Source organism: Bradyrhizobium sp. GW821-FHT12B03 (assembly GCF_058807535.1).
On record NZ_JBXAQU010000016.1, the window covers coordinates 147,097 to 167,081 of the forward strand.

The 19,985-nt window shown below is 65.4% G+C and carries 25 protein-coding genes; 11 read left to right on the top strand and 14 right to left on the bottom strand.

The features are described 5' to 3' along the window. Positions 1-22 precede the first annotated feature (22 nt). From AC1RUR_RS27115 to AC1RUR_RS27135, 5 genes are all read left to right on the top strand, one after another. Positions 23-286: a hypothetical protein gene (locus AC1RUR_RS27115; RefSeq protein ID WP_492849688.1), complete on the top strand. Its 264-nt coding sequence runs from the start codon at positions 23-25 to the stop codon at positions 284-286. 76 nt (positions 287-362) lie between these two features. Beyond that, complete coding sequence (locus AC1RUR_RS27120; RefSeq protein ID WP_492849690.1) at positions 363-938, top strand: hypothetical protein; 576 nt, start codon at positions 363-365, stop codon at positions 936-938. 12 nt (positions 939-950) lie between these two features. Beyond that, the gene (locus tag AC1RUR_RS27125) at positions 951-1,505 is read left to right on the top strand and encodes an inner membrane-spanning protein YciB (RefSeq protein ID WP_492849692.1); all 555 of its coding nucleotides are present in this window, start codon (positions 951-953) and stop codon (positions 1,503-1,505) included. Between the two features lie 106 nt (positions 1,506-1,611). Then, the gene (locus AC1RUR_RS27130; RefSeq protein WP_492849694.1) at positions 1,612-1,908 is read left to right on the top strand and encodes a hypothetical protein; all 297 of its coding nucleotides are present in this window, start codon (positions 1,612-1,614) and stop codon (positions 1,906-1,908) included. A gap of 15 nt (positions 1,909-1,923) precedes the next feature. After that, positions 1,924-2,844, top strand: coding sequence for an SH3 domain-containing protein (locus tag AC1RUR_RS27135; RefSeq protein ID WP_492849696.1), 921 nt, complete (start codon positions 1,924-1,926; stop codon positions 2,842-2,844). 156 nt (positions 2,845-3,000) lie between these two features. Here the strand turns inward: AC1RUR_RS27135 and AC1RUR_RS27140 are convergent, their stop codons facing one another. The 3 genes from AC1RUR_RS27140 to AC1RUR_RS27150 form a co-directional block, all read right to left on the bottom strand. Then, positions 3,001-4,656 carry a fumarate hydratase gene (locus tag AC1RUR_RS27140; RefSeq protein ID WP_492849698.1) on the bottom strand — a complete coding sequence of 552 codons (1,656 nt, stop codon included), beginning with the start codon at positions 4,654-4,656 and terminating at the stop codon, positions 3,001-3,003. Positions 4,657-4,857: 201 nt separating this feature from the next. Beyond that, positions 4,858-5,064: a type II toxin-antitoxin system RelE/ParE family toxin gene (locus AC1RUR_RS27145; RefSeq protein ID WP_492849700.1), complete on the bottom strand. Its 207-nt coding sequence runs from the start codon at positions 5,062-5,064 to the stop codon at positions 4,858-4,860. A 22-nt stretch (positions 5,065-5,086) separates the two neighbouring features. After that, the gene (locus AC1RUR_RS27150; RefSeq protein WP_492849702.1) at positions 5,087-5,290 is read right to left on the bottom strand and encodes a hypothetical protein; all 204 of its coding nucleotides are present in this window, start codon (positions 5,288-5,290) and stop codon (positions 5,087-5,089) included. 122 nt (positions 5,291-5,412) lie between these two features. Between AC1RUR_RS27150 and AC1RUR_RS27155 the strand changes: the two genes are divergently transcribed. Beyond that, positions 5,413-5,892 carry a hypothetical protein gene (locus AC1RUR_RS27155; protein ID WP_492849704.1) on the top strand — a complete coding sequence of 160 codons (480 nt, stop codon included), beginning with the start codon at positions 5,413-5,415 and terminating at the stop codon, positions 5,890-5,892. Positions 5,893-6,047: 155 nt separating this feature from the next. Then, complete coding sequence (locus tag AC1RUR_RS27160) at positions 6,048-6,221, top strand: hypothetical protein (protein WP_492849705.1); 174 nt, start codon at positions 6,048-6,050, stop codon at positions 6,219-6,221. A gap of 215 nt (positions 6,222-6,436) precedes the next feature. On the opposite strand, the gene AC1RUR_RS27165 is transcribed toward AC1RUR_RS27160, so the two are convergent. Then, positions 6,437-6,562: a hypothetical protein gene (locus AC1RUR_RS27165; protein ID WP_492849707.1), complete on the bottom strand. Its 126-nt coding sequence runs from the start codon at positions 6,560-6,562 to the stop codon at positions 6,437-6,439. Between the two features lie 70 nt (positions 6,563-6,632). On the opposite strand from AC1RUR_RS27165, the gene AC1RUR_RS27170 reads away from it, so the two are divergent. Both AC1RUR_RS27170 and AC1RUR_RS27175 read left to right on the top strand, forming a co-directional pair. Beyond that, entirely contained in the window at positions 6,633-7,754 is a 1,122-nt protein-coding gene (locus AC1RUR_RS27170) for a helix-turn-helix transcriptional regulator (protein ID WP_492849709.1), read from the top strand. Positions 7,755-7,826: 72 nt separating this feature from the next. After that, entirely contained in the window at positions 7,827-8,501 is a 675-nt protein-coding gene (locus tag AC1RUR_RS27175) for a methyltransferase family protein (RefSeq protein WP_492849711.1), read from the top strand. 82 nt (positions 8,502-8,583) lie between these two features. Here AC1RUR_RS27175 and AC1RUR_RS27180 read toward each other — a convergent pair whose 3' ends face one another. From AC1RUR_RS27180 to flgB, 10 genes are all read right to left on the bottom strand, one after another. Further along, entirely contained in the window at positions 8,584-9,288 is a 705-nt protein-coding gene (locus AC1RUR_RS27180) for a glutathione S-transferase (RefSeq protein WP_492849712.1), read from the bottom strand. A 210-nt stretch (positions 9,289-9,498) separates the two neighbouring features. Then, positions 9,499-10,188, bottom strand: a complete 690-nt coding sequence (locus AC1RUR_RS27185; RefSeq protein WP_492849714.1) for a lectin — start codon at positions 10,186-10,188, stop codon at positions 9,499-9,501. A gap of 148 nt (positions 10,189-10,336) precedes the next feature. Beyond that, positions 10,337-11,350: a Tim44 domain-containing protein gene (locus AC1RUR_RS27190; RefSeq protein ID WP_492849716.1), complete on the bottom strand. Its 1,014-nt coding sequence runs from the start codon at positions 11,348-11,350 to the stop codon at positions 10,337-10,339. A 350-nt stretch (positions 11,351-11,700) separates the two neighbouring features. After that, positions 11,701-14,286, bottom strand: a complete 2,586-nt coding sequence (gene cckA / locus AC1RUR_RS27195; RefSeq protein WP_492849718.1) for a cell cycle histidine kinase CckA — start codon at positions 14,284-14,286, stop codon at positions 11,701-11,703. A gap of 155 nt (positions 14,287-14,441) precedes the next feature. Further along, positions 14,442-15,521 carry a flagellar biosynthesis protein FlhB gene (gene flhB / locus AC1RUR_RS27200; RefSeq protein ID WP_492849720.1) on the bottom strand — a complete coding sequence of 360 codons (1,080 nt, stop codon included), beginning with the start codon at positions 15,519-15,521 and terminating at the stop codon, positions 14,442-14,444. Positions 15,522-15,528: 7 nt separating this feature from the next. Further along, the gene (gene fliR, locus AC1RUR_RS27205) at positions 15,529-16,299 is read right to left on the bottom strand and encodes a flagellar biosynthetic protein FliR (RefSeq protein ID WP_492849722.1); all 771 of its coding nucleotides are present in this window, start codon (positions 16,297-16,299) and stop codon (positions 15,529-15,531) included. A 17-nt stretch (positions 16,300-16,316) separates the two neighbouring features. Next, the gene (fliQ, locus tag AC1RUR_RS27210; RefSeq protein WP_018321865.1) at positions 16,317-16,580 is read right to left on the bottom strand and encodes a flagellar biosynthesis protein FliQ; all 264 of its coding nucleotides are present in this window, start codon (positions 16,578-16,580) and stop codon (positions 16,317-16,319) included. Between the two features lie 113 nt (positions 16,581-16,693). Then, positions 16,694-17,002, bottom strand: a complete 309-nt coding sequence (gene fliE / locus AC1RUR_RS27215) for a flagellar hook-basal body complex protein FliE (protein ID WP_011088556.1) — start codon at positions 17,000-17,002, stop codon at positions 16,694-16,696. A 16-nt stretch (positions 17,003-17,018) separates the two neighbouring features. Beyond that, the gene (flgC, locus tag AC1RUR_RS27220; protein WP_092191898.1) at positions 17,019-17,444 is read right to left on the bottom strand and encodes a flagellar basal body rod protein FlgC; all 426 of its coding nucleotides are present in this window, start codon (positions 17,442-17,444) and stop codon (positions 17,019-17,021) included. A gap of 39 nt (positions 17,445-17,483) precedes the next feature. After that, positions 17,484-17,888 carry a flagellar basal body rod protein FlgB gene (flgB, locus tag AC1RUR_RS27225; RefSeq protein WP_492849725.1) on the bottom strand — a complete coding sequence of 135 codons (405 nt, stop codon included), beginning with the start codon at positions 17,886-17,888 and terminating at the stop codon, positions 17,484-17,486. A 351-nt stretch (positions 17,889-18,239) separates the two neighbouring features. On the opposite strand from flgB, the gene AC1RUR_RS27230 reads away from it, so the two are divergent. Next, positions 18,240-19,217, top strand: a complete 978-nt coding sequence (locus AC1RUR_RS27230; RefSeq protein ID WP_492849727.1) for a flagellar biosynthetic protein FliO — start codon at positions 18,240-18,242, stop codon at positions 19,215-19,217. Continuing rightward, positions 19,214-19,975: a flagellar type III secretion system pore protein FliP gene (gene fliP, locus AC1RUR_RS27235; protein ID WP_492822201.1), complete on the top strand. Its 762-nt coding sequence runs from the start codon at positions 19,214-19,216 to the stop codon at positions 19,973-19,975. Before AC1RUR_RS27230 ends, fliP begins: the two co-directional genes overlap by 4 nt. Positions 19,976-19,985: the final 10 nt, after the last annotated feature.

Sequence of the window (19,985 nt, forward strand, 5' to 3'; positions counted from 1 at the left end):
CGCGAATGCGGAGAGGTCTCTCATGCACATGCCCTCACTCACCGCGGGTTGCCTTGCCCTCCTCGCCCTGTCCGGCGCCACGCTCGCATTCCAGATGATCCGGCTGGGGCGGAGCCGCCATACCCTCTTCAACGGCGGCGTCCTGCTCTGCCTCGGCCTCTTGATCGCCTCCGCGCTGCCGTTCCTTGCGCACCTCCCCTGGGCGGAATTGGCCGAGGAGGCCTCCGACCAAGCCGTTGCAGCCCTTCACTTTTTAGAGGTCGCCTACGTTATTTTGACACTGTAAAGATTTTGCTTGACCCGGCATCGGCGCTGCACTACTAATCTTTACATCGTAAAGATCGGCCTGACCGAGGCGAGCCATGACAATTTTCCTGATCCTTGCGCCCTACGGCGTCTACACCTTCCTGATGCTGGTGACGTCGGCCACGGTCAGCGTGTTCGCGGCCTGCGCGATCTGCCTTGCCACGGTTGCGATCGATGTGGCGCTGGGCCGCTCGGTGAAGATCCTGGCCGCGGGCTCGGCGATCGTGTTCGCTGCAATCGGCCTCACCCTCGCGCTGCTCGACTCCACGCTGGGCACGCTCGGCGTCAAGCTGTCGGTCGACGCCGGCATCTTCCTCATCTCGCTCGGCTCGATGCTGGCCCGCCGTCCCTTCACGCTGCAATATGCGCTTGAATCGGTCCCGGCCGAGACCGCGGCGATGCCCGGCTTTCTCTATGCCAATTACGTCATCACCGCTGCGTGGACCGCGGCCGCGCTGCTGATGGCGGCGGCCAATCTCGTGCTGCTCTACGTCCCCGGCCTGCCGCTCTGGTCAAGCCTTGCGGTCGCCTTCGCGGCCCGCAACAGCGCGATCTACTTCACAAAATGGTATCCCGAGTATCGCCAGATCAAGTACGGTACGCCGGCCGCCGCGCTGCCCCACGCTCGCTGAACAGGATCGACGATGAAGGACGTATTCGCCCGCCTCGCCTCCGACTTTCTCTCCGCCATCGTCTTCCTGGTCGTCTACCTCATCACCGACAACGTCGTCCTGGCAACGTCGGTGGCGATTGCAGGTGCGATCGCGCAGGTGGTCTACGCCCGCGTCAAAGGTCAGCAGCTCAATTACATGACCTATGCGAGCCTCGCGCTCGTCGTCGTGCTGGGCACGGTCACACTGCTGACCAATGATCCCCGCTTCATGCTGGCAAAGCCCTCGATCGCGCATTTCGCGATCGGCGCCATCATGCTCAAGCGCGGCTGGATGCTGCGCTATATGCCGCCGATCGTCATCGAGACCGTTCCGGAATATGTGACCGCTGCAGGCTATGCCTGGGCGGTGCTGATGTTCGTGATCGGCGTCGGCATGATCGCGGTCGCTTCCACCGGCGATCTGAAGCTGTGGGCGTTCTACATCACGGTGGTCGCGGGCGGCGCCAAGATCCTCGCCTTTGCCGTGCAATATGTCGTTCTGCGGCTCATCGTCACCAGCCGCCGGCGCGCCGCCGCCCGCGCCTAAATGTCTCCAATGAGCCGTTAGGCAGGCGCGCCGAGTTGGGTTATAGGCTCGCTCAGGACTGGCCGCGGATCGTCGTGGCCCGCCGGGATTTGTTCGGGAGAAGGGAATGGCCGTAGACGGCAACTGGAATCTGACCATGACGACGCCGATGGGCGATCGCAACGCGACGCTGAGCCTGAAGGCCGCCGGCGGCACGCTCACGGGCACGCAAGGCGCGGAAGGCAATACCGCCGAGATTTTCGACGGCACCGTCAGCGGCGACAACGTTTCCTGGAAAGTCTCGATCACCACCCCGATGCCGCTCACGCTCGAATTCACAGGCACGGTCGCCGGCGACAGCATCAGCGGCGAGATGGGCATCGGCCCGATGGGCAGCTTCCCGTTCACGGGCGCCCGCGCGTAACGGCGCGCTGCACTCATGCGCGTGCTCCGTCTCATCGCGGCGGCGATGCTGTGCGTCGTGACACAAGCGGCGCGCGCGGATGACACCGAACCGGCGTGGCGCGCCAGCGCGCTCGCGATGGTGCCGGCGGGCTTTGTAGCCGGCACCGCCTATCGGACCGATGGTTCGACCGGTTATCTCGCCGTTTATCCGGCGACCTCGAACGATCCGAAGACGCCCGCAAGCGTGTTCGCTGCACGCCAGGCTCTCGTGGTCACGCTGACGCCGGATGCAACGCGCGCGGTCTCGGCAGAGCTGAAGCCGCGCACCGGGCCGGACACCGGCAACGACGACACCGATTTCGCAAAGCTGCACGCCGAGCTCGCCGCCAGGCGCGCAACGCTCCCTGGTGGCACCGAGCCCTGCGATCTCGGCGCATGGTCGATCGACAAGGATCCTGATGGCCTCAACGTGCGCGCCGAGCCGTCGGTGAAGGCGCGCGTGCTCGGCACGCTGCCGCCGCCCTATCGGCTCAAGCTCGGCGGCGCCGAGAACACGCCCGAGGGCGGCTGGCTCACCGAATTCCGCATCATCGGTTTCAGGGACGGCTGGTTTCTGATCGATGGCGCCAAACCGCCGGGCAAGGACTACGAGGACGAGAAGCGGTATCCGCGCAGTGCGCCAAAACCCTACGCCGGACGCGGCTGGGTCGCCTCGAACAAGGTCGGCGCGTCCTACGCCAATGGCGCCACGCGCATGGGCGGCCTGTTTCAGGCCCCCTTCGTCGATGCCAAGTGGGTGTCCGCCCAACGCGAGCTCGGCGGCGCGATCGACACCGATGGCGGCCCGAAGCGCATCTTCGCTTGCAGCGGCCTCTGGGGCCTGGTCGAGAGCCACGACGGCGTCCGCGGCTGGTGGCGCTCGCTGTGCTCGAACCAGGTCACGAATTGCAGTTAGAACGCTGAGGCATCCGCATCGTCATGGCCGGGCTTGTCCCGGCCATCCACGTCTTCCTCGCGGCACCAAGAACGTGGATGCCCGGGACAAGCCCGGGCATGACGGTCGTGGTGTGGCGCATGCGCAATCACTCGCACGCAAGTGCGAGTGAGGCAGCTAACCCAGATTCAACTCCTTGAAGAAGTCGTTCCCCTTGTCGTCGATGATGATGAACGCCGGGAAGTCCACGACTTCGATGCGCCAGATCGCTTCCATGCCGAGCTCGGGATATTCGAGCACCTCGACCTTCTTGATGCAGTGCTCGGCGAGATTCGCCGCCGCACCGCCGATCGAGCCGAGATAGAAGCCGCCGTATTTCTTGCAGGCCTCGCGCACGGCCGGCGCGCGATTGCCCTTGGCCACCATCACCATGGAGCCGCCTGCGGCCTGGAACTGGTCGACGAAGGAATCCATGCGACCCGCGGTGGTCGGACCGAACGCACCGGAGGCATAGCCTTCCGGCGTCTTGGCAGGACCGGCGTAATACACCGGATGGTTCTTGAAATAATCCGGCAGCGGCTCGCCCTTCTCCAGCCGCTCGCGCAGCTTGGCATGCGCGCTATCGCGCGCGACGATCATGGTGCCGGTCATCGAGACGCGGGTCTTGATCGGATTTTTCGAGAACGTCGCCAGAATGTCCTTCATCGGCTGGTTGAGGTCGATCTTGACGACCTCGCCGCCCAGCGACTCTTCAACCTGCGGCAGGTACTGCGCCGGGTTGTGCTCGAGCTCCTCGAGATAGACGCCGTCCTTGGTGATCTTGCCGAGCACCTGGCGATCGGCCGAGCAGGACACGCCAAGCCCGATCGGCAGCGAGGCACCGTGGCGCGGCAGCCGGATCACGCGCACGTCGTGACAGAAATACTTTCCGCCGAACTGCGCGCCGACGCCGAGCGACTGCGTCATCTTCAGAATTTCCTGCTCCATCTCGAGATCGCGGAAGGCGTTGCCGTCGGGCGAGCCGTGGGTCGGCAGCGCGTCGAGATAGCGGGCGGATGCCAGCTTCACCGTCTTCATGCAGAGTTCGGCCGAGGTGCCGCCGATCACGATGGCGAGGTGATAGGGCGGGCACGCTGCGGTGCCCAGCGTCAGGACCTTCTCCTTCAGGAAAGCGAGCAGCCGGTCCTTGGTCAGCACCGAGGGCGTCGCCTGGAACAGAAAGCTCTTGTTGGCGGAGCCGCCGCCCTTCGCCATGAACATGAACTTGTAGGCGTCGTCGCCCTCGGCGTAGATCTCGCACTGCGCCGGCATGTTGTTGGCGGTGTTCTTCTCCTCGTACATCGAGAGCGGCGCGACCTGCGAGTAGCGCAGATTGCGGCGCAGGTAGGCATCGCGCGCGCCTTCCGACAGCGCCGCCTCATCGTCACCGTCGGTAATGACGTTGCAGCCCTTCTTGCCCATGATGATCGCGGTGCCGGTGTCCTGGCACATCGGCAGCACGCCGCCGGCCGCGATGTTGGCGTTCTTCAGGAAGTCGAGTGCCACGAACTTGTCGTTCGGGCTCGCCTCGCCGTCTTCCAGGATCGCGCGGAGCTGCTTCAGGTGGCCGGGGCGCAGGTAATGGTTGATGTCGCCGAAGGCCGCCTCCGACAGCGCCCGCAGCGCCTCGCGCGACACCACCAGCATGTCCTTCCCCAGGACCTTCTCGACCCGGACGCCCTCGGACGAGATCTTCTTGTAGGGCGTCTCGTCCTTGCCCAGCGGGAACAGCGGCGTGTGCTTGTAGGGCGGAACGGGCTTTGCGGGGTCGGGGAAGGCGGTGGGAGCGTTCATGGATGGCTCGCGGGTTCGGGGAGCCGGAACCCTCGGCCCCGGCATTAGAGCCGTTCTAAGCATTTTTGATACAAAGGGAAGTGAGCGAATCGCATGGAAGAGACCCATACGCCCTCCCCACACTCAAGAATCGCGGGCCTGAGCGCCGTGAAATACCGCCGTTACGACAAACTCGTGCGCGCACAGCGTCAATTTCATAGATCACGACATAAGGCAGACGCGGCACGACCCACTCAAATGTCTCGGGATCATGCCCGACGTGCCCATGAAAGGAAATGACGTCAGCAGCCCGATGCTCTCAAGCAGCCGGTCGGTCACCTTCCGGGCAGCTGCCGGACTATCCTGCGAAATCCAGTTGAAGATACCTTCGAGATCGGCAACGGCCTGATCGTCGAAGATCAGCTCCACCGCCCCTCAAGAACCAAAGCGCTCAATGCGCGCGCACTTCATCAAGGCTGAGGAATTTGCGGTTCGGATCGGCGCGGCGACGACGCACTTCGGTAATCTGCTCGTCGGTCAGCTGAATTTCCCGCATGTGCTTGACATAGTCGAGCAACGCCCCGGCGGCAGCATCCGGCTCGCCTTCGGGAAGCTGTACGACCTGACGGATAGCCTCGTCCAAGAGCTTGGTCATGCGGCGCAGTAAAGCAGGTTGCAGGCGCCAGAACAGCCACGTCGCACGTGGAAAGGCCCGTTCCCACCCTTGCGCTTCGCCTCCGCCGACGCTTGAATGCGCCCTCCAAGGGGCTTTTCATCATGATTTTCAAACTGAACGTCCGCGGCGCGATGCTGGTCGCCGCCGCCATCACCGGACTTGTGACCCTCGCCTCGCCTGCCCGCGCAGACCAGTGCGACGACATTGCGAAGCAGCTTGCGAGCGGCGTCGACAAGCTGAAGGTCAACTTCAAGGCCGCCAACATCATCTACCTCACCCACCCGGCGGCGAAGGAGCTGTCGCTCGGCTGCCGCGCACAGGGGCAAAATTATTCCAACGAGCTCTATGCCAAGGGCGACCGCAAGCCGACGCCGCAGTTCTATGAGTTGGTCGCGTCCGCGGCCGCGATCATCTTCACGGTGCCGAAGGACGACACCGCGAAAGGCGCCACACGCTGCCTGAAGCGCATGGGCCTGCTCCGCGGCGACAAGGTGTCGATGCGCTTCAAGCGCCTCAACATGGATTGCTCGCGCACCAAGACGGAAGCGTCGATCGCGATCACGCGTCCGAAGGACGAGTAGGTACACACTGCGCGATTACCGCGGGCGCGACGTAAACGTGTCGCGACGCAGCCGGTCAAACCGCACCAGATCCCTCGCATTTTAACGATTGGCTTGAAGGAAATTTCGCTCCTCGCAGGGCAAGGTCGATTGTTTCCATCTGTGAGGATTTGTGGATGAGCGTTTCAACCGTTGCGCCGCCGCCGATCGCGATCGTGGTTCCGAGCTACGACACGACCAAGCAGCAGGACGATCAGGCCAAGATTGAGGATACCGACCCGACCCACAAGCCGCAGCCGCCCGCGCCGCTGCCGCCGGGCCAGGGCACGCGGATCGATCAGCTCGCCTGATCGGCCCACTCGAGCATGAAGCGCCCGATCCGGTTGATCGGGCTTTTCGCGTGTCCGGCCGCATCTTTGCCCGGATAGCGTGATCAATATCGCGCGAGATTGCCCCGGGGAACCGCGCATGATCGCAAGATTTCCATTGCAGACCATGGATCGTCACCGTTGCGACGGGCGCGCTGCTGTTCGCGTCGGCCGGAACGCTCCATCGGCCACCGGGCTTATTGTTCCTCGCCACGCTCGCCCTCCCGACGCGCCGGCGCCAGGCCGGCGTCTTCAGCGTCCGCAAATGCTGCGCTGAACCGGGCGACCACCTGCGCAGTCACATCAAGTGTGATCCGGCTCATCGAATTTCCGCATCCGACGTGCTCATCTGTCAGGCCGAACGAGCACTCCTTGCGTCAACGGGACAAGCCGATGGAACTGAACGAAAAGCTGCTCTCGCTGGTCGCGGATATCTACGACGCTTCGCTCGACGATTCCCGATGGTCGACGACACTTGGCAGCATCGTCGAGCAGGCTGGCGGCCAGAGCGGCGGTCTGGTCTGGATCGGGGCAGCCGGTGAGGCCGTGATCTCGCACGCCGTCGGTGTCGAGCCCGCCTATATTCAGTCCTACGTCGAAACCTACGAGCCATTCGATCCGTCGCGCGGCGTGCTCCACGCCCCGGTCGGCCAGATTCAGACGATCAGGGACTGGATCGATGTCGACGAATTCCGGACGACCAGGTTCTACAACGAATGGACCCGGCCGCAGGGCCTCGAGGACGCCGCCAATATCCTGCTCGACAAGTCTGCCCAGGGAATATCCCGCCTCTCGATCATGAAGGCCGGCGGCCCCGTCGACCGCAGGATGTATCAGGTGATCTCCCATCTCACGCCGCACGTGCAACGGGCCATGCTCGTCAGACAGAAACTCCAGCAGCAGAACGCAATGGAGACGACGTCGGCCCACACGCTCGATGCGCTGCGAACCGCCGTCCTGCTGCTCGATGCCGACGGTCATATCACGCACGCCAATGCAAGCGCGCGCGAGATTCTCGAGGAGGCCGACGTCCTTCGTTCGGTCCATGGCCGGCTCGTGACGTCCGACCTGAATGCCGATCGTGTGCTGCGGCAGGCGCTGGCGGGCACGGTTCTCGGCGACCGGGCCATCACGAGCGCAAGCATCTCGCTACACCTGATGGCCCGCGACGGATCGCGTTTTGTCGGGCATCTCCTGCCGCTAACCGCCGGGCGCCGGAAAAAATTCGGGGCCAGCTATGAGGCCTGCGCCGTCCTGTTCGTCAGCAAGGCAGCACTCGATACGATCGTCGCACCCGATCTCATTCGAAAGCTCTTCAAGCTGACGCCGACCGAGCTGCGCGTCTTCCTGTCCATCGTCGAGATCGGCGGCGTTCCCGATGTGGCCGCAAGCATGGGCATCGCCGAAACAACCATCAAGACGCACCTCGCCAGAATCTTCACGAAGACCGGAACCAAACGACAAGCGGATCTGGTTCGGCTCGTGGCCGCCTTTTCGCCGCCCATCAAGCTTTGAACCCGCCCTGTCCCGCCAACCGCATGGTTGGCGGAAAGGGCACTATCGCCGTCGGATGGAAACGGATCGACCATGATCGCAAGACTGCTGTTGCAGAACACGATCTTCGTCATCGCGATGGGCGCGCTGCTGTTCGCATCCGCCGGCACGCTGCATTGGCCCGGCGCCTGGGTGATGCTGATCGCCTCCGCGCTGCTCGGCCCGCTCTGCGGCTGGTGGCTCTACCGGCTTGATCCGGCGCTGCTCGCCGAGCGTCTCCGTCCGGTCATCCAGAAAGACCAGCCCCCGGCCGACAAGGCGTTCATGGCCGTGTTCGTGCTCGCGATGCTGGCCTGGCTGATTGCGATGGGCCTCGACCGGCGCCAGCTTGCCTCCGACATGCCGCTCGCCTTGCAGGTCCTCGGCCTGGTGCTGTTCCTGGCCTCGACGCTGTTCACGATGTGGGTGTTCCGCGAGAACTCGTTCGCCGCGCCGGTGGTGAAGCTGCAAGCCGAGCGCGCGCAGCGCGTGATCTCGACGGGACCCTACGCCCATGTGCGCCATCCCATGTACAGCGGCATGGTGCTGTTCTTCGCCGGCGTGCCGCTGCTGCTGGGCTCGTGGTGGGGCCTTGCGATGGTGCCGCTGTTCCTCGCGCTGTTTGCAGTCCGCATCCCCATCGAGGAGCGCACGCTGCGCGAGGGCCTGCCGGGCTATTCCGACTATGCCGCGCGGGTGCGCTACCGTCTGCTGCCCGGCGTGTGGTGAGCGCGCCTTACCGTCGCGTGCAAGAGCCGAAACTCCAGGTCGGTCCGGACCGGAGGCTGCCGCCAGCCACCGTCCGGACCGGCTAACTGTCCAGCTCGCGATAGCGGCGGAAGATACCCTGCTCGTTGAAGGCAATCCGGCGCGGACTTGCGAGATAGGCCTTGATGTTCGGCCGCGCAGCGACGCTGTCGTGCAGGCCGACGAGGCCGGGAATATCCGCCTCGAACGCCTTCATGCGCTTGGGGAAGGCGTAGCGCAGCCCGGCGACGATCTGGAACAGCGAGAGGTCGACATAGGTCAGCCTGCGGCCGGTGACGTAGGTGCCGCCATTGCCGGCGAGGAGCCGTTCGAAATAGCCGAGATATTTCGGCACGCGCTCGCTCCAGAACTCGGCCGTGCGCTTCTTCGCCGCGGGTCGCGCGTCCTCGTAATAGAGCGAGGGCCCGAGTGGATGATGGGTGTCGTGAATCTCGACCACGAAGTCGGTGATGGTGAGCTGGAGCTGGTGCACCCAGAGCCGGCCGGCTTCCGTCTTCGGCGCGAGGGCGTGGCGGGCACCGAGATAGAGCAGGATGTTGGCGGTCTGGCCGATGACGAGCTTGCCTGCTTTCAGGAACGGCGGCGCGAAGGGCGGCGTGCCCTGCGCGTCCATCATCTTCATCATCGCAGCTGTTCCGCGCGGGCCGCGCGCAACGTCAATGTAAGCTGCGCCCGCCTCCTCCAGCGCCAACCGCACATATTCGCCGCGGCCCTGGATCTCGGGCCAGTAGTAGAGCTCGTATTTCATGGGAGGGGTCCGTGAGCGTGGGGGCGACGGAACCAATGTAACATGCGGCCGATGGTTCCGTCAGCGTTGGACGGAGTGACGGCGCAACATACTCGGTGATTGCGAGCTCAGTGACTTGTCCGCCGAAGCGCTGGCGAAGGCGAAGCAATCCAGACGGCCTCCGCGGAGAGGCTCTGGATTTGCTTCGCTACAAGTGGAGGGCTCAGCGCCTCAATTCGACGCGAAGCAGTACAGCAGACCGTCGCCGCCGGTGCTCTTCAGATCGGCCTGCGAGCAGCCGCCGTCGGAACCGCGCGAGGGGTGCGAGCTGTTCCAGGATTTCGACGGCTCGTCGTCGCGCAGGCCCTGCCGGTCGGCATGGCCGACGACTGCCGCGCCTTGCGTGCTCGACGTCCAGTTCTTGCAGGTCCTGTCGTCCCCCGCGGCAAAAGCGGTGCCGTCGGCTTGCGATCCCGTGAGGATGTCGTGCCGGTTCGGCGTATCGCCGCGGCCGTTGATGACCTCGCCCTTCTCGCTGAGCGCAGTCTGTTTGGTGAGGTTGTTGGCCGCACCGTGCAAATCGGCGACGTCCTTGGCGATCACCGCACCCTTCGCGTTCTGCCACGGTCCCTTGCCGATGCGATCACGGGCGTTGACGGCCGGCTTGCCGTCCGCGGCCTGCGTCGAGAGGTAGGCGCGCCAGGTCTTGCTGCCGGCGCCGCCGGCCTGGGCGAGCTTCTGGCACTGCGCATCGGCTCCCTCCAGGCCGCCGAGATCGGCGCCCTTGCCCGGGCCGTTGGAGGTCACGAAGAACGTCATGTCAGCCGACTGCGCCTGCGCCGACGGCGCCGCAAGCAAGGCCAACGAGGCCACGGCGAGCGCGAGGCCTGACATGGTCATGGATTTCTCGGCACGGATCATCTCGTCCTCCCGGTTGTGTGCGGTCTTGTGTGTTTGGTCTTGTGTTTGCTCTTGGCCGCCTGATTCAACCCGACGCGTGCCCACTTATTCCAAAAGAAAAAGGCGCCGTGCGCGAGCACGACGCCTTGGTTCTTCATGTCGCCTGCGATCAGTTGGTCTGCTGGATCGCCGACAATTCCCACGGGCCGCCCGGACGTCGGGCAAAGGTCCAGACCTCGGTGGCCTCGCCCGGCTGCTCGCTGCCAGCGACAATCGCACCGGAGTTGCGGTCGAGCGTCTTGTCGGTGAGCGCGAAGCGCAGCGCCACGGTCGCGTAGTCGGTCTCGCCCTCGCGCCAGGCTTCCGCGAGGTCGCCCTGCAACAGCTTGACGTCGGTCACCTTGTTGACAACGTTGCGCGCGCGGTTCTGGCCGAGGTCCTGCTCGAAATAGGAGACCATTTCCGGCGTCGCGAGCGTGTGCAGCTTGGCCACGTCCTCGTTCGACCATGCGGTCTGGACATCGCCGAGCAGGCGCTCGAACGCCTCATAGTCACCAGGCTTGATCTCGAGCGGCGCATTGTTGGCACCGAACCCGAAGCCGCCGAGGCCACCACCAAGACCGCCAGCGAGGCCGCTGCGATGGGCCGCCTGCGGTCCCGGACCGGCACCTGCATCCGCGTTGGCATAGGCCGCCTGCGGCGTGTGGCGTCGCTGCCACCAGGACATCGCCAGCCGAACCACGAGCACGACGAGCGCGATCTGGATGATCAGGCCAATGATCGACGACAGGCCGCCGAGGCCGCCGAACAGGCCGCCGCCGAACAGCATGCCGAGCAGGCCTGCGCCGAGGAAGCCGGCCGCAAGGCCGCCCATGAAGCCGCCGGCACGGCCGAACAGGCCGCCGCGCGCGGGCGCGGCTGCAGCCGAATTCATGCCTGCGCCCGGCTGGGTGTAGGTGCGGTTGAACTGCGAGGCCGAGCCCGGCGCGGTCGTGGTGGACGGCGGCGCCGAATAGGTGCGCGAGCCGCGCGACCCCGACGACATGCCGCCACCGACGCGCGCGTCGGCGGACGAGATCGCGAGCGCTGTCGGCAGCGCAAGCGCCAGCACAACGGCGATCGTCTTGAAGAGACTGCGGGAGCGTTGCGAGAAATTCATGTTCGTTTCCCAGATCCCCGGCATGGGGACGTGCCCCTAAGATGGGCAGACTTCCCGAAAAGTGAAGCCGGTTTCGGAACTTGTAGCTGCGGCCCTCAGTCGCGGGGATGTGGCAAAAGCCCATATTTGGCGGGGGTTTGGCCGGGATATACCGGGGAACCATGGTCGCTGGTTACCGGCGGGTTTACGACCGGAATTCCGCTCCCTCCCCAATGTCGTCCTGGCGAAAGCCAGGACCCATTTCCTCAAGAAGCGATTTGGCGAAGACTGGTCGTTCGGGATGGGCGCCGTGCGCAATCGATAGATCACGCGGTATGGGTCCTGGCATTCAGGACGACGACGGAGGTTGTTGCGCGTCCCTCGTTCAAACGCGCTCATCCCTGCTTCGTCATCGTCTCCTTCACCGCGGCCACGAGCTGGCTCAGCGTAAACGGCTTTGGCAGGAAATCGAACTGCTGGCCTTCGGGCAGGCTCTTCTCGAAGGCGTCCTCGGCGTAGCCGGAGACGAAGATGAACTTGATGTCAGGGTTCTTCTCGCGCATCGCCTTCAGCAGTGTCGGGCCGTCCATCTCCGGCATCACCACGTCGGAGACGACGAGATCGATCGCGCCGCTCTGCTCCTCCAGCATCTCCATGGCCTCGACGCCGTTCTCGGCCTCGACCACGGTGTAGCCGCGCGAGCGCAGGCCGCGTGCGTTGAGGGCGCGCAGGCCCTCCTCGTCCTCGACGAGCAGGATGGTGCCTTGTCCGGTCAGATCAGTGCGCGGCTTTGCCTCCGCTGCTGCGGGCGCGGCTTCCTTCGCGGCGCCATTGGCCGCGCCGGCCACGGCCGCCGGCTGCTCGGCCTGCACCTCCGGCTCGGCATGATGGCGCGGCAGGAAAATGTGGAACGAGGTGCCCTGCCCCGGCTCGGAGTCCACGTAGATGAAGCCACCGGTCTGCTTGACGATGCCGTAGACGGTGGAGAGGCCGAGGCCGGTGCCCTTGCCGACTTCCTTGGTCGAGAAGAACGGCTCGAAGATCTTGTCGCGGATGTCGGCGGGGATGCCGGTGCCGGTGTCGGCGACCTCGATGCGCACATAGTCCGCCGCCGGCATGCCCTTGTAGGCGAGCTTGGCGGCTTCCTCGGCGGTGACGTTGGCGGTGCGGATGATCAGCTTGCCGCCGTCGGGCATGGCGTCGCGTGCGTTGACCGCGAGATTGACGATCACCTGCTCGAACTGGGAGACGTCGACCTTGACCGGCCAGAGGTCGCGGCCGTGGATGGTCTCCTGCTTGACCTTCTCGCCGATCAACCGGCGCAGCAGCATGGCGAGGTCGGACAGCGCATCGCCGAGATCGAGCACCTGCGGCCGCAGCGTCTGCCGCCGCGAGAACGCGAGCAGCTGCCGCACCAGCGTCGCGGCGCGCGTCGCGTTCTGCTTGATCTGCATGATGTCCTGGAACGACGGATCGGTCGGCTTGTGCGCGTTCAGCAGGAAGTCGTTCGCCATCATGATGGCGGAGAGCACGTTGTTGAAGTCGTGAGCGATGCCGCCGGCGAGCTGGCCGACCGTCTCCATCTTCTGCGACTGGTTGATCTGGTTCTCCAGCGCGCGCCGCTCGGTGGTCTCGAGCATGTGCACGATGGCGGCTTCCGCGTCGTTCTCGGCCGCGTCGACCGGCGTGACGAAGAACTGGCCCCAGCGCTCCTTGGTTCCTTCCAGCGCCACCTCGACCGGCGCGATGTCGGCCTTGCCTTCGGCGGCCTGGTTGATGGCCGCGATCACCAGGTGGCGGTCACGTGCATTGATGGCGCGGAAGATCGACTTGCTGGCGCTGTCGAGGCCGAGGCCCTGCGCGAGCTTGGCGTAGCGCGCGTTCGCGCGCACGACGTTGCCGCCGCGGTCGACGGTCGCGATCGCCATCGGCGTGTGGTCGAAGAAGCGCATGAAACGCACTTCGGCGGCGCGGTCCGGATCGCTGCGCTCGTCGCGGGCGCGGCTGATGACGAGCGTGCGCGACGGCCCCGGCGCGCCGTCGGCGCCGAAGGCGAGCTTGTGGTAGAGCCGCACCGGCATGGTCTTGCCGGTGCGCATGCGCAGGTCGATGTCGAAGACTTCGGTCTTCACCTCGCCGGGCACCGCCACGATCGAGCTGAGCAGCGAAGCGCCGTCGCCGGAGACGATGTCGGTGAGTTTCAGCCCGCCCGAGCCGATCTCGGCGAGGTCGTAGTCGAGCCAGTTCGCCAGCGTCGCGTTGACATAGGCGAGCTCGCCGGCCGGATTGACCGAGAAGAAGCCGCACGGAGCGTGATCGAGATATTCGATGGCGTGCTGGAGCTCCTGGAACACGTCCTCCTGGCGCTCGCGGTCGCGCGTGATGTCGGCGATCGACCACACCGCGTATTTCGCCTCGCGCTTTCCGGTGCCGAGCGGGCGCACCCGCATGCGCAGCCAGCGGCCCTGGCTGCCGTCATGGCCGGAGATGCGCACCTCCTCCTGCTGCCGCTTGCCTTCACGGGCGGCTTTGAGCAGCCGGAACACGGCCTCGGAGACGTCAGGGTTGCCGATGAAGACGCGCTCGACGGGGCGCACGTCCTGCGGACCGGTGGCGCCGGTCAGAGTCAGATAGGCCGCATTGGAATAGACCACATGACCGCGCGGATCGGTCACGGCGAGGCCGTCGAAAGCGTGATCGGCGATCCGCCCCATCACGGGGTCGTCGAGATTGCGGTCGACGAAGCGGATGATGCCGGCGGCGAAGGCGAACAGGTTGAACAGGCCGACCATCGCCAGCACGGCGAGGATGCCGAGGATATAGGGCTGCGCCTGCGCGCGCCCGAGCGTCATCAGCCCGACGGCGACGGCGACCAGGCCGGCGGCCACCAGCAGCACCAACGCAATGCTGCCCGAGCGCGGCGACGGCTCGTGCGCCGCAACGGGCTCGCGTGTGAGGTCGTGGTCGGTCTCAGCAGTCATCTCGAGCTGGCGCAGCCTGTCGGCAGAGAATCAACGCGCTGCGGCGCGCGCCGGGTCCTCCCTGCCTGAATCGGACCCGCAGGCGCAAGGGCAGCAGGGTGCGAAAGGTACGCTGATTCCCAGATTACGGCCATTTCCGGTACTTTCCGGGCATTTTATCCCCGCCCAGCGCCGAATCCGCGCTTCAGCCGCATGACGTAGCCGATGACCTCGGCGACCGCATGGTAGTGCTCGGTCGGGATTTCCTGGTCGATCTCGACGGTGGCGTAGAGCGCGCGGGCGAGCGGCACGTTCTCGACGATGGGGATGTCGTGCGCGCGCGCGATCTCCCGGATCTTGAAGGCGAGGTTGTCGACGCCCTTGGCGACGCAGATCGGCGCCTGCATGCCGCGCTCGTAGGACAGCGCCACCGAATAGTGGGTCGGGTTGGTGATGATCACGGAGGCCTTGGGAACCGCCGCCATCATGCGCTTCTTGGCGCGCTGCTGCCGCAGCTGCCTGATCTTGCCCTTGATGTGCGGGTCGCCTTCGGACTGCTTGAACTCTTCCTTGATCTCCTGGAGCGACATCTTCTGCCGCTGGAACCAGCTTCGGTACTGGAAGAAATAGTCGCCTATGGCGATGATCGCGAGCGCCGCGACCACCGCGCCGAGAAGATGGATGGTCAAGCTGGTGGTGGCGCCGAGCATGGCGGCCGGATCGAGCCTGACCATCGCCTCCATGCGATGCCGCTCCGGCCACAGGATCGTGGCCATGACCGCGCCGAGCACGATCAGCTTGCCGAGACCTTTCAGGAAGTTCGCGGCCGCCTGCTTGCCGAAGATCCGTTTGAAACCGGCCGCGGGCGACAGCTTGCTGAATTTTGGCTTGAGCGATTCGGCCGACCAGACCAGGCGGTGCTGGAGCATGTTGCCGGCGATGGCCGCCAGCACCAGCATCAAGAGGGGTACGCCGACCGCCGCGAGCACCGCGAATTCGATCTGCTGCATCAGCGCGAGCAGAGCCCTGCCGTCGGTCTTGATCATCCAGGAATTGGCGAGCAGGTTGCGCATCGGCGTCACGAGCCCGCTGCCCACCGAGCCCGAGAAGGTCGAGACCACCAGCGTGCCGCCCGCGATCATGAACCAGGTGTTGATCTCCTGGCTCTTGGCGACGTCGCCGCGTTCGAGCGCCTCGTCGAGGCGTTTTTGCGTGGGGTCTTCTGTTTGACTCTCTGGATCGTTGTCTTCTGCCATCGACGCCTCACTTCAGCGGCATCATCTGGTGCATGACACCGATGAAATAATCCAGATACGTGCCCATCATCGCCGTGAGCACCACGGCGAGCACCACAAAGCCCACGAAGATCGAGAGCGGTACGCCGACGAAATAGACCTGCATCTGCGGCATCAGCCGCGCCAGCACGCCGAGCCCGATGTTGAAGACGAGGCCGAACACCAGGAACGGTCCGGAGAGCTGCAGGCCGAGGCGGAACGCCGCGGCGAAGGCGCGCGTCGCAAGCGCAGCGACGTCGCCGCTCGACACGGTCTCGCCCGGTGCGAAGATCGCATAGCTATCGTTCAGCGCCGCGATCACCAAATGATGGCTGTCAGTGGCAAACAGCAGCGTCACCCCGAGCATGGTCAGGAAGTTGCCGACCAGCACGCCCTGCTGTCCCTGTGTCGGATCGACCGAGGTGACGAAGCCCAGCCCCATCTGCTGCGCGATGACGGAACCCGCGACCTGGAGCGCCGACAGCGTCACGCGCGCGGTTGCCCCCAGCACGATGCCGATCACGATCTCATGCAGCATCAGCACCAGCAGCGGTGCCAGCGAGCCCATGTCGACCTGATAGGCGCTGCGGTGCAGCGGCAGGATGATCAGCGTGAGCAGGAGCGCGATCGACAGCTTCACCCGTGTCGGGATGTTGGTCTCGCCCAGGCCCGGCAACAGCATCACCATCGCGCCGACCCGGGCGAAGACGAGCATGAAGGCCGCGGCGAGCGCCGGCAGCAGCGAGACGTCGATGCGCATGACGGGCGCATTGTGCCTCAGCCGCCGATGATTCGCGACGAGATCCGCAGCATGTGGGCGTGGAGCGCGTCGGCCATGAACGGCAGCGCCAACAGCATTGTGGCGAAGATGGCCAGAATCTTCGGCACGTAGATCAGCGTCTGCTCCTGGATCTGCGTCAGCGCCTGGAACAGCGACACGATTACGCCGACCACGAGGCCGACCACCATCAGGGGCGACGACACGATCACGATCGTCCAGATCGCATCGCGCGCGACGTCGAGGGTCTCGGGTCCGGTCATTCTACTTGCTCGCTTTCGGTTGTCTCACGCTTCGACAGGCGCGAATGGCGAGTAGCGAATGGCGAAGCGGAGACATCCGCACTCGCCATTCGCTACTCACCATTCGCCCTCCATCAGATCGGCATCTTCATGATGTCTTCATAGGCCGAGATCACGCGGTCGCGGACCGAGACCAGCGTGGAGACGGCAACGTCGGTGTCGGCGACGGCCGTCACCACGTCCATCACGTTGGCCTTGCCGGCGGCCATCGCCACCGTCTGCGCGTCGGACTTGCGGCCGGACTCCATGACGCTGCCGACGGCGTCTTTCAGGAGCGAGGCGAAGGACTGCCCGCTTGCCTCGCTGCCCTTGCCGGCGCCGCTGTTCTCCAGCACGCGGGCAAGGTTGGCATAGGCGTTGGCTGCGATTGTCGGTGATGCCATGGCTCAGATGTCCTGTTCAGCTCTTGAGGATGTCGAGCGTGCGCTGGATCATCCGGCGCGTCGCACTGATGATGTTGAGATTGGCCTCGTAGGACCGCTGCGCATCGCGCATGTCGGTCATCTCGACCACCGAGTTCACGTTCGGATATTTGACGTTGCCGGTGGCGTCCGCCGCCGGGTTGTTCGGCTCGTATTTGACGCGGAAGTTGGACTGGTCGGGCTTGATCCTGCCAAGCGTAACGACCTGCGCGTCGAGCGTGCGGTCGAGCGCGGAGGAGAAGGTCGGCACCTTGCGCCGGTAGGGATCGCCGCCTGATGTCTGCGACGTCGAATCCGCGTTCGCGATATTTTCCGAGATCACCCGCATGCGTCCGGCCTGCGCGCGCAGGCCGGAGGTCGCGATCGCCATCGAGCGGGCAAAGTCGCTGCTGTCGTTCGCCATGATGCGCCTCCTCTAGCTCTTCCGTTCCGGGATCATGCTCTAGCCCTTGCCGATCGCGGTCTTGAGCAGATGCAGGCTCTTCGAATAGAGCGAGGTCGCCGCCGCGTAGTCCATCTGGTTGTTGGCGGCCTTCATCATCTCCTCTTCGAGATTGACGGCGTTGCCCGCAGGGCGGGTCTCGAAGCCCGCATTCTTGTTCTGGTCGAATCCGGAGGCCGCGCCTGACGGCCTCATGTGGGAGCCGCTGGTGACGGTCATTGCCAGCGGGCCCATCGAGCCCGTGACCGCGCCCGATTTGTCGAGCTTCGGCTCGACCAGGTCGCGCGGCCGGAATTTGGGCGTGTCGGAGTTGGAGACGTTCTCGGACAGGACGCGCTGGCGTTCCTGATGCCATTGCATCTTGGTGCGAAGCGCCGACAGCACCGGGAGGTCGTTGATGGACATCGTCGCGGCTCCTTCCGCTTCGTCCGGACCCGAGGTCCGAAGCTAGGCAGAATTTGCCGCGTGTATGGTTAACAGGTGGTTAAAGCCGACACAGATGCATGTCCCCTGCCGGGACACCAATTCGTTCCCCCGTGATTCTACGCCTCCAAAAGTGGCATTAACCCAACCGCTTGGCGGCGCGTGCGCCGTCAAGAAAGTCGTTTTGGATCGAGCGATTCATGGGTTATTAAGAGTTGGGGACGGCAAAACTTGCCGTGGGACGTTAAGAAATCGCAGTTTGGGGCATCGTACGCCGGTGGTTGGCGCAGCTGATCATGGGCGCGAGAAAAGCGCCATTTGTCGGGGACAAGTATGCAAGGCAGCCCTATCACGTTCATCGTCGCGTTCATCGTCGTTCTGGCGTTGATCGGCGTCGCTGCATGGCTGGTTCGCCGATTCGCCACCAGCCGGCTCGGTGCCAACACCCAGCGCGGCCGGATGCCCCGGCTCGCCGTGATCGATGCCGCCGCGGTCGACGGCCGGCGCCGCCTGGTGCTGGTCCGGCGTGACAATGTCGAGCATCTCCTGATGATCGGCGGCCCGACCGACATCGTCGTCGAGCCCAACATCGTGCGCGCCGCGCCCGGCCGCGACCAGCTCCCGCAGCGTTCCAACGCCGCCGAACCGCCGCGCCTCGCGCCAATGCCCGATGCCGGCAACTGGGCCGACGAAGCCCCGCGCCCCGAATTGCTCGATCATCCCGAGCCGCAAATGCCCGAGCCGCCGCCGCGGCCTGCACGCCCGTCCTTCGCCGACGAGGTGCGCCGGCCTGCGCCCGCGCTGGCCGAACGCCGCGGCGAGCCGCCGCTGGCCGGATTTCCGTCGGAGCCGCTCGGACCGCGCCCCGAGCGCGAGCCACGGCCCGAGCCGCTGCCGCTGCCGCCGCGCGTTGCCCGCAGCGAGCCGCCGCTGATGCCGCGTCCGCCGCGCCAGAGCGAGCCGGTGAAAGTGCCGCCGGTGCGCGCCGAGCGCGCGGCCGCGCCGCCTCCGCCCTTGCCCCAGGCTCCGCCCGTTCCGCCGCCGGCACCTGCGCCTGCTGCGCCCTCCAGCGCCGAGCAGAATCTCGCCGAGATGGCGCAGCGGTTAGAGGCTGCGCTGCGCCGCCCAGCCGGCGAAACGGTCGCGCCTCCGGTTGCCCCGGAGCCGCCGGTCGCCCCCCCGCGCGTGGCGCGCAGCGAGCCACCGGCACCCCCGGCCCCGCCGCCGAAGGCTGCCCCGGAAAAGACCAGCTTTGAAAATCTCGAAGACGAGATGGCCTCGCTGCTCGGCCGTCCGAAGCCGTCTTCGTGAGGCTGCCGGCCCTCCCGCGTAGAGTTCTTTTTCTTTCTGTCCTGATCGGCGCGGCTTCGCTCGCAGGCCTTGCGCATGCGCAGGACATCAGCATCAATCTCGGCGGCGGGGGCCCTGGCGGTGGCGGCGTCACCGAGCGCGCGATCCAGCTGATCGCGCTACTCACGGTGCTGTCGATCGCACCGTCGATCCTGATCATGATGACCTCGTTCACGCGCATCGTGGTCGTGCTGTCGCTGTTGCGCACCGCGATGGGCACCGCGACCGCGCCGCCGAACTCGGTGATCATTGCGCTCGCAATGTTCCTGACCTTCTTCGTGATGGGGCCGGTGCTGCAGAAGTCCTACGACGACGGCATCCGCCCGCTCGTCGCCAACCAGATCGGCGTCGAGGACGCACTCCAGCGAGCCTCCGTTCCCTTGCGCGGCTTCATGCAGAAGAACGTGCGCGAGAAGGACCTGAAGCTGTTCCTCGACCTCTCCGGCGAGCCGCCGCCGGCGACGCCGGACGAACTCGCGCTGCGCATCCTCGTCCCGGCCTTCATGATCTCCGAGTTGAAGCGCGCCTTCGAAATCGGCTTCCTGCTGTTCCTGCCCTTCCTGATCATCGACCTCGTCGTCGCCTCCGTGCTGATGTCGATGGGCATGATGATGCTGCCGCCGGCGACGATCTCGCTGCCGTTCAAGCTGATCTTCTTCGTGCTGGTCGACGGCTGGTCGCTGGTGGCGGGGAGCCTGGTGCAGAGTTACGGGGGCTAGCGGGCTTGGG

Bases quoted from the DNA above. Each gene is read 5' to 3' on its own strand.
- AC1RUR_RS27180 (WP_492849712.1), bottom strand. From the start codon at position 9,288: ATGAAATACGAGCTCTACTACTGGCCCGAGATCCAGGGCCGCGGCGAA.
- flgC (WP_092191898.1), bottom strand. From the start codon at position 17,444: ATGGCGAACGACAGCAGCGACTTTGCCCGCTCGATGGCGATCGCGACC.
- AC1RUR_RS27165 (WP_492849707.1), bottom strand. From the start codon at position 6,562: ATGAGCCGGATCACACTTGATGTGACTGCGCAGGTGGTCGCCCGGTTC.
- AC1RUR_RS27155 (WP_492849704.1), top strand. From the start codon at position 5,413: ATGATTTTCAAACTGAACGTCCGCGGCGCGATGCTGGTCGCCGCCGCC.
- flgB (WP_492849725.1), bottom strand. From the start codon at position 17,888: ATGTCCATCAACGACCTCCCGGTGCTGTCGGCGCTTCGCACCAAGATG.
- AC1RUR_RS27185 (WP_492849714.1), bottom strand. From the start codon at position 10,188: ATGATCCGTGCCGAGAAATCCATGACCATGTCAGGCCTCGCGCTCGCC.
- AC1RUR_RS27120 (WP_492849690.1), top strand. From the start codon at position 363: ATGACAATTTTCCTGATCCTTGCGCCCTACGGCGTCTACACCTTCCTG.
- AC1RUR_RS27125 (WP_492849692.1), top strand. From the start codon at position 951: ATGAAGGACGTATTCGCCCGCCTCGCCTCCGACTTTCTCTCCGCCATC.
- AC1RUR_RS27175 (WP_492849711.1), top strand. From the start codon at position 7,827: ATGATCGCAAGACTGCTGTTGCAGAACACGATCTTCGTCATCGCGATG.
- AC1RUR_RS27160 (WP_492849705.1), top strand. From the start codon at position 6,048: ATGAGCGTTTCAACCGTTGCGCCGCCGCCGATCGCGATCGTGGTTCCG.
- AC1RUR_RS27170 (WP_492849709.1), top strand. From the start codon at position 6,633: ATGGAACTGAACGAAAAGCTGCTCTCGCTGGTCGCGGATATCTACGAC.
- fliR (WP_492849722.1), bottom strand. From the start codon at position 16,299: ATGCGCATCGACGTCTCGCTGCTGCCGGCGCTCGCCGCGGCCTTCATG.
- flhB (WP_492849720.1), bottom strand. From the start codon at position 15,521: ATGGCAGAAGACAACGATCCAGAGAGTCAAACAGAAGACCCCACGCAA.
- AC1RUR_RS27130 (WP_492849694.1), top strand. From the start codon at position 1,612: ATGGCCGTAGACGGCAACTGGAATCTGACCATGACGACGCCGATGGGC.
- AC1RUR_RS27230 (WP_492849727.1), top strand. From the start codon at position 18,240: ATGCAAGGCAGCCCTATCACGTTCATCGTCGCGTTCATCGTCGTTCTG.
- fliQ (WP_018321865.1), bottom strand. From the start codon at position 16,580: ATGACCGGACCCGAGACCCTCGACGTCGCGCGCGATGCGATCTGGACG.
- AC1RUR_RS27140 (WP_492849698.1), bottom strand. From the start codon at position 4,656: ATGAACGCTCCCACCGCCTTCCCCGACCCCGCAAAGCCCGTTCCGCCC.
- cckA (WP_492849718.1), bottom strand. From the start codon at position 14,286: ATGACTGCTGAGACCGACCACGACCTCACACGCGAGCCCGTTGCGGCG.
- AC1RUR_RS27115 (WP_492849688.1), top strand. From the start codon at position 23: ATGCACATGCCCTCACTCACCGCGGGTTGCCTTGCCCTCCTCGCCCTG.
- AC1RUR_RS27190 (WP_492849716.1), bottom strand. From the start codon at position 11,350: ATGCCGGGGATCTGGGAAACGAACATGAATTTCTCGCAACGCTCCCGC.
- AC1RUR_RS27135 (WP_492849696.1), top strand. From the start codon at position 1,924: ATGCGCGTGCTCCGTCTCATCGCGGCGGCGATGCTGTGCGTCGTGACA.
- AC1RUR_RS27150 (WP_492849702.1), bottom strand. From the start codon at position 5,290: ATGACCAAGCTCTTGGACGAGGCTATCCGTCAGGTCGTACAGCTTCCC.
- fliE (WP_011088556.1), bottom strand. From the start codon at position 17,002: ATGGCATCACCGACAATCGCAGCCAACGCCTATGCCAACCTTGCCCGC.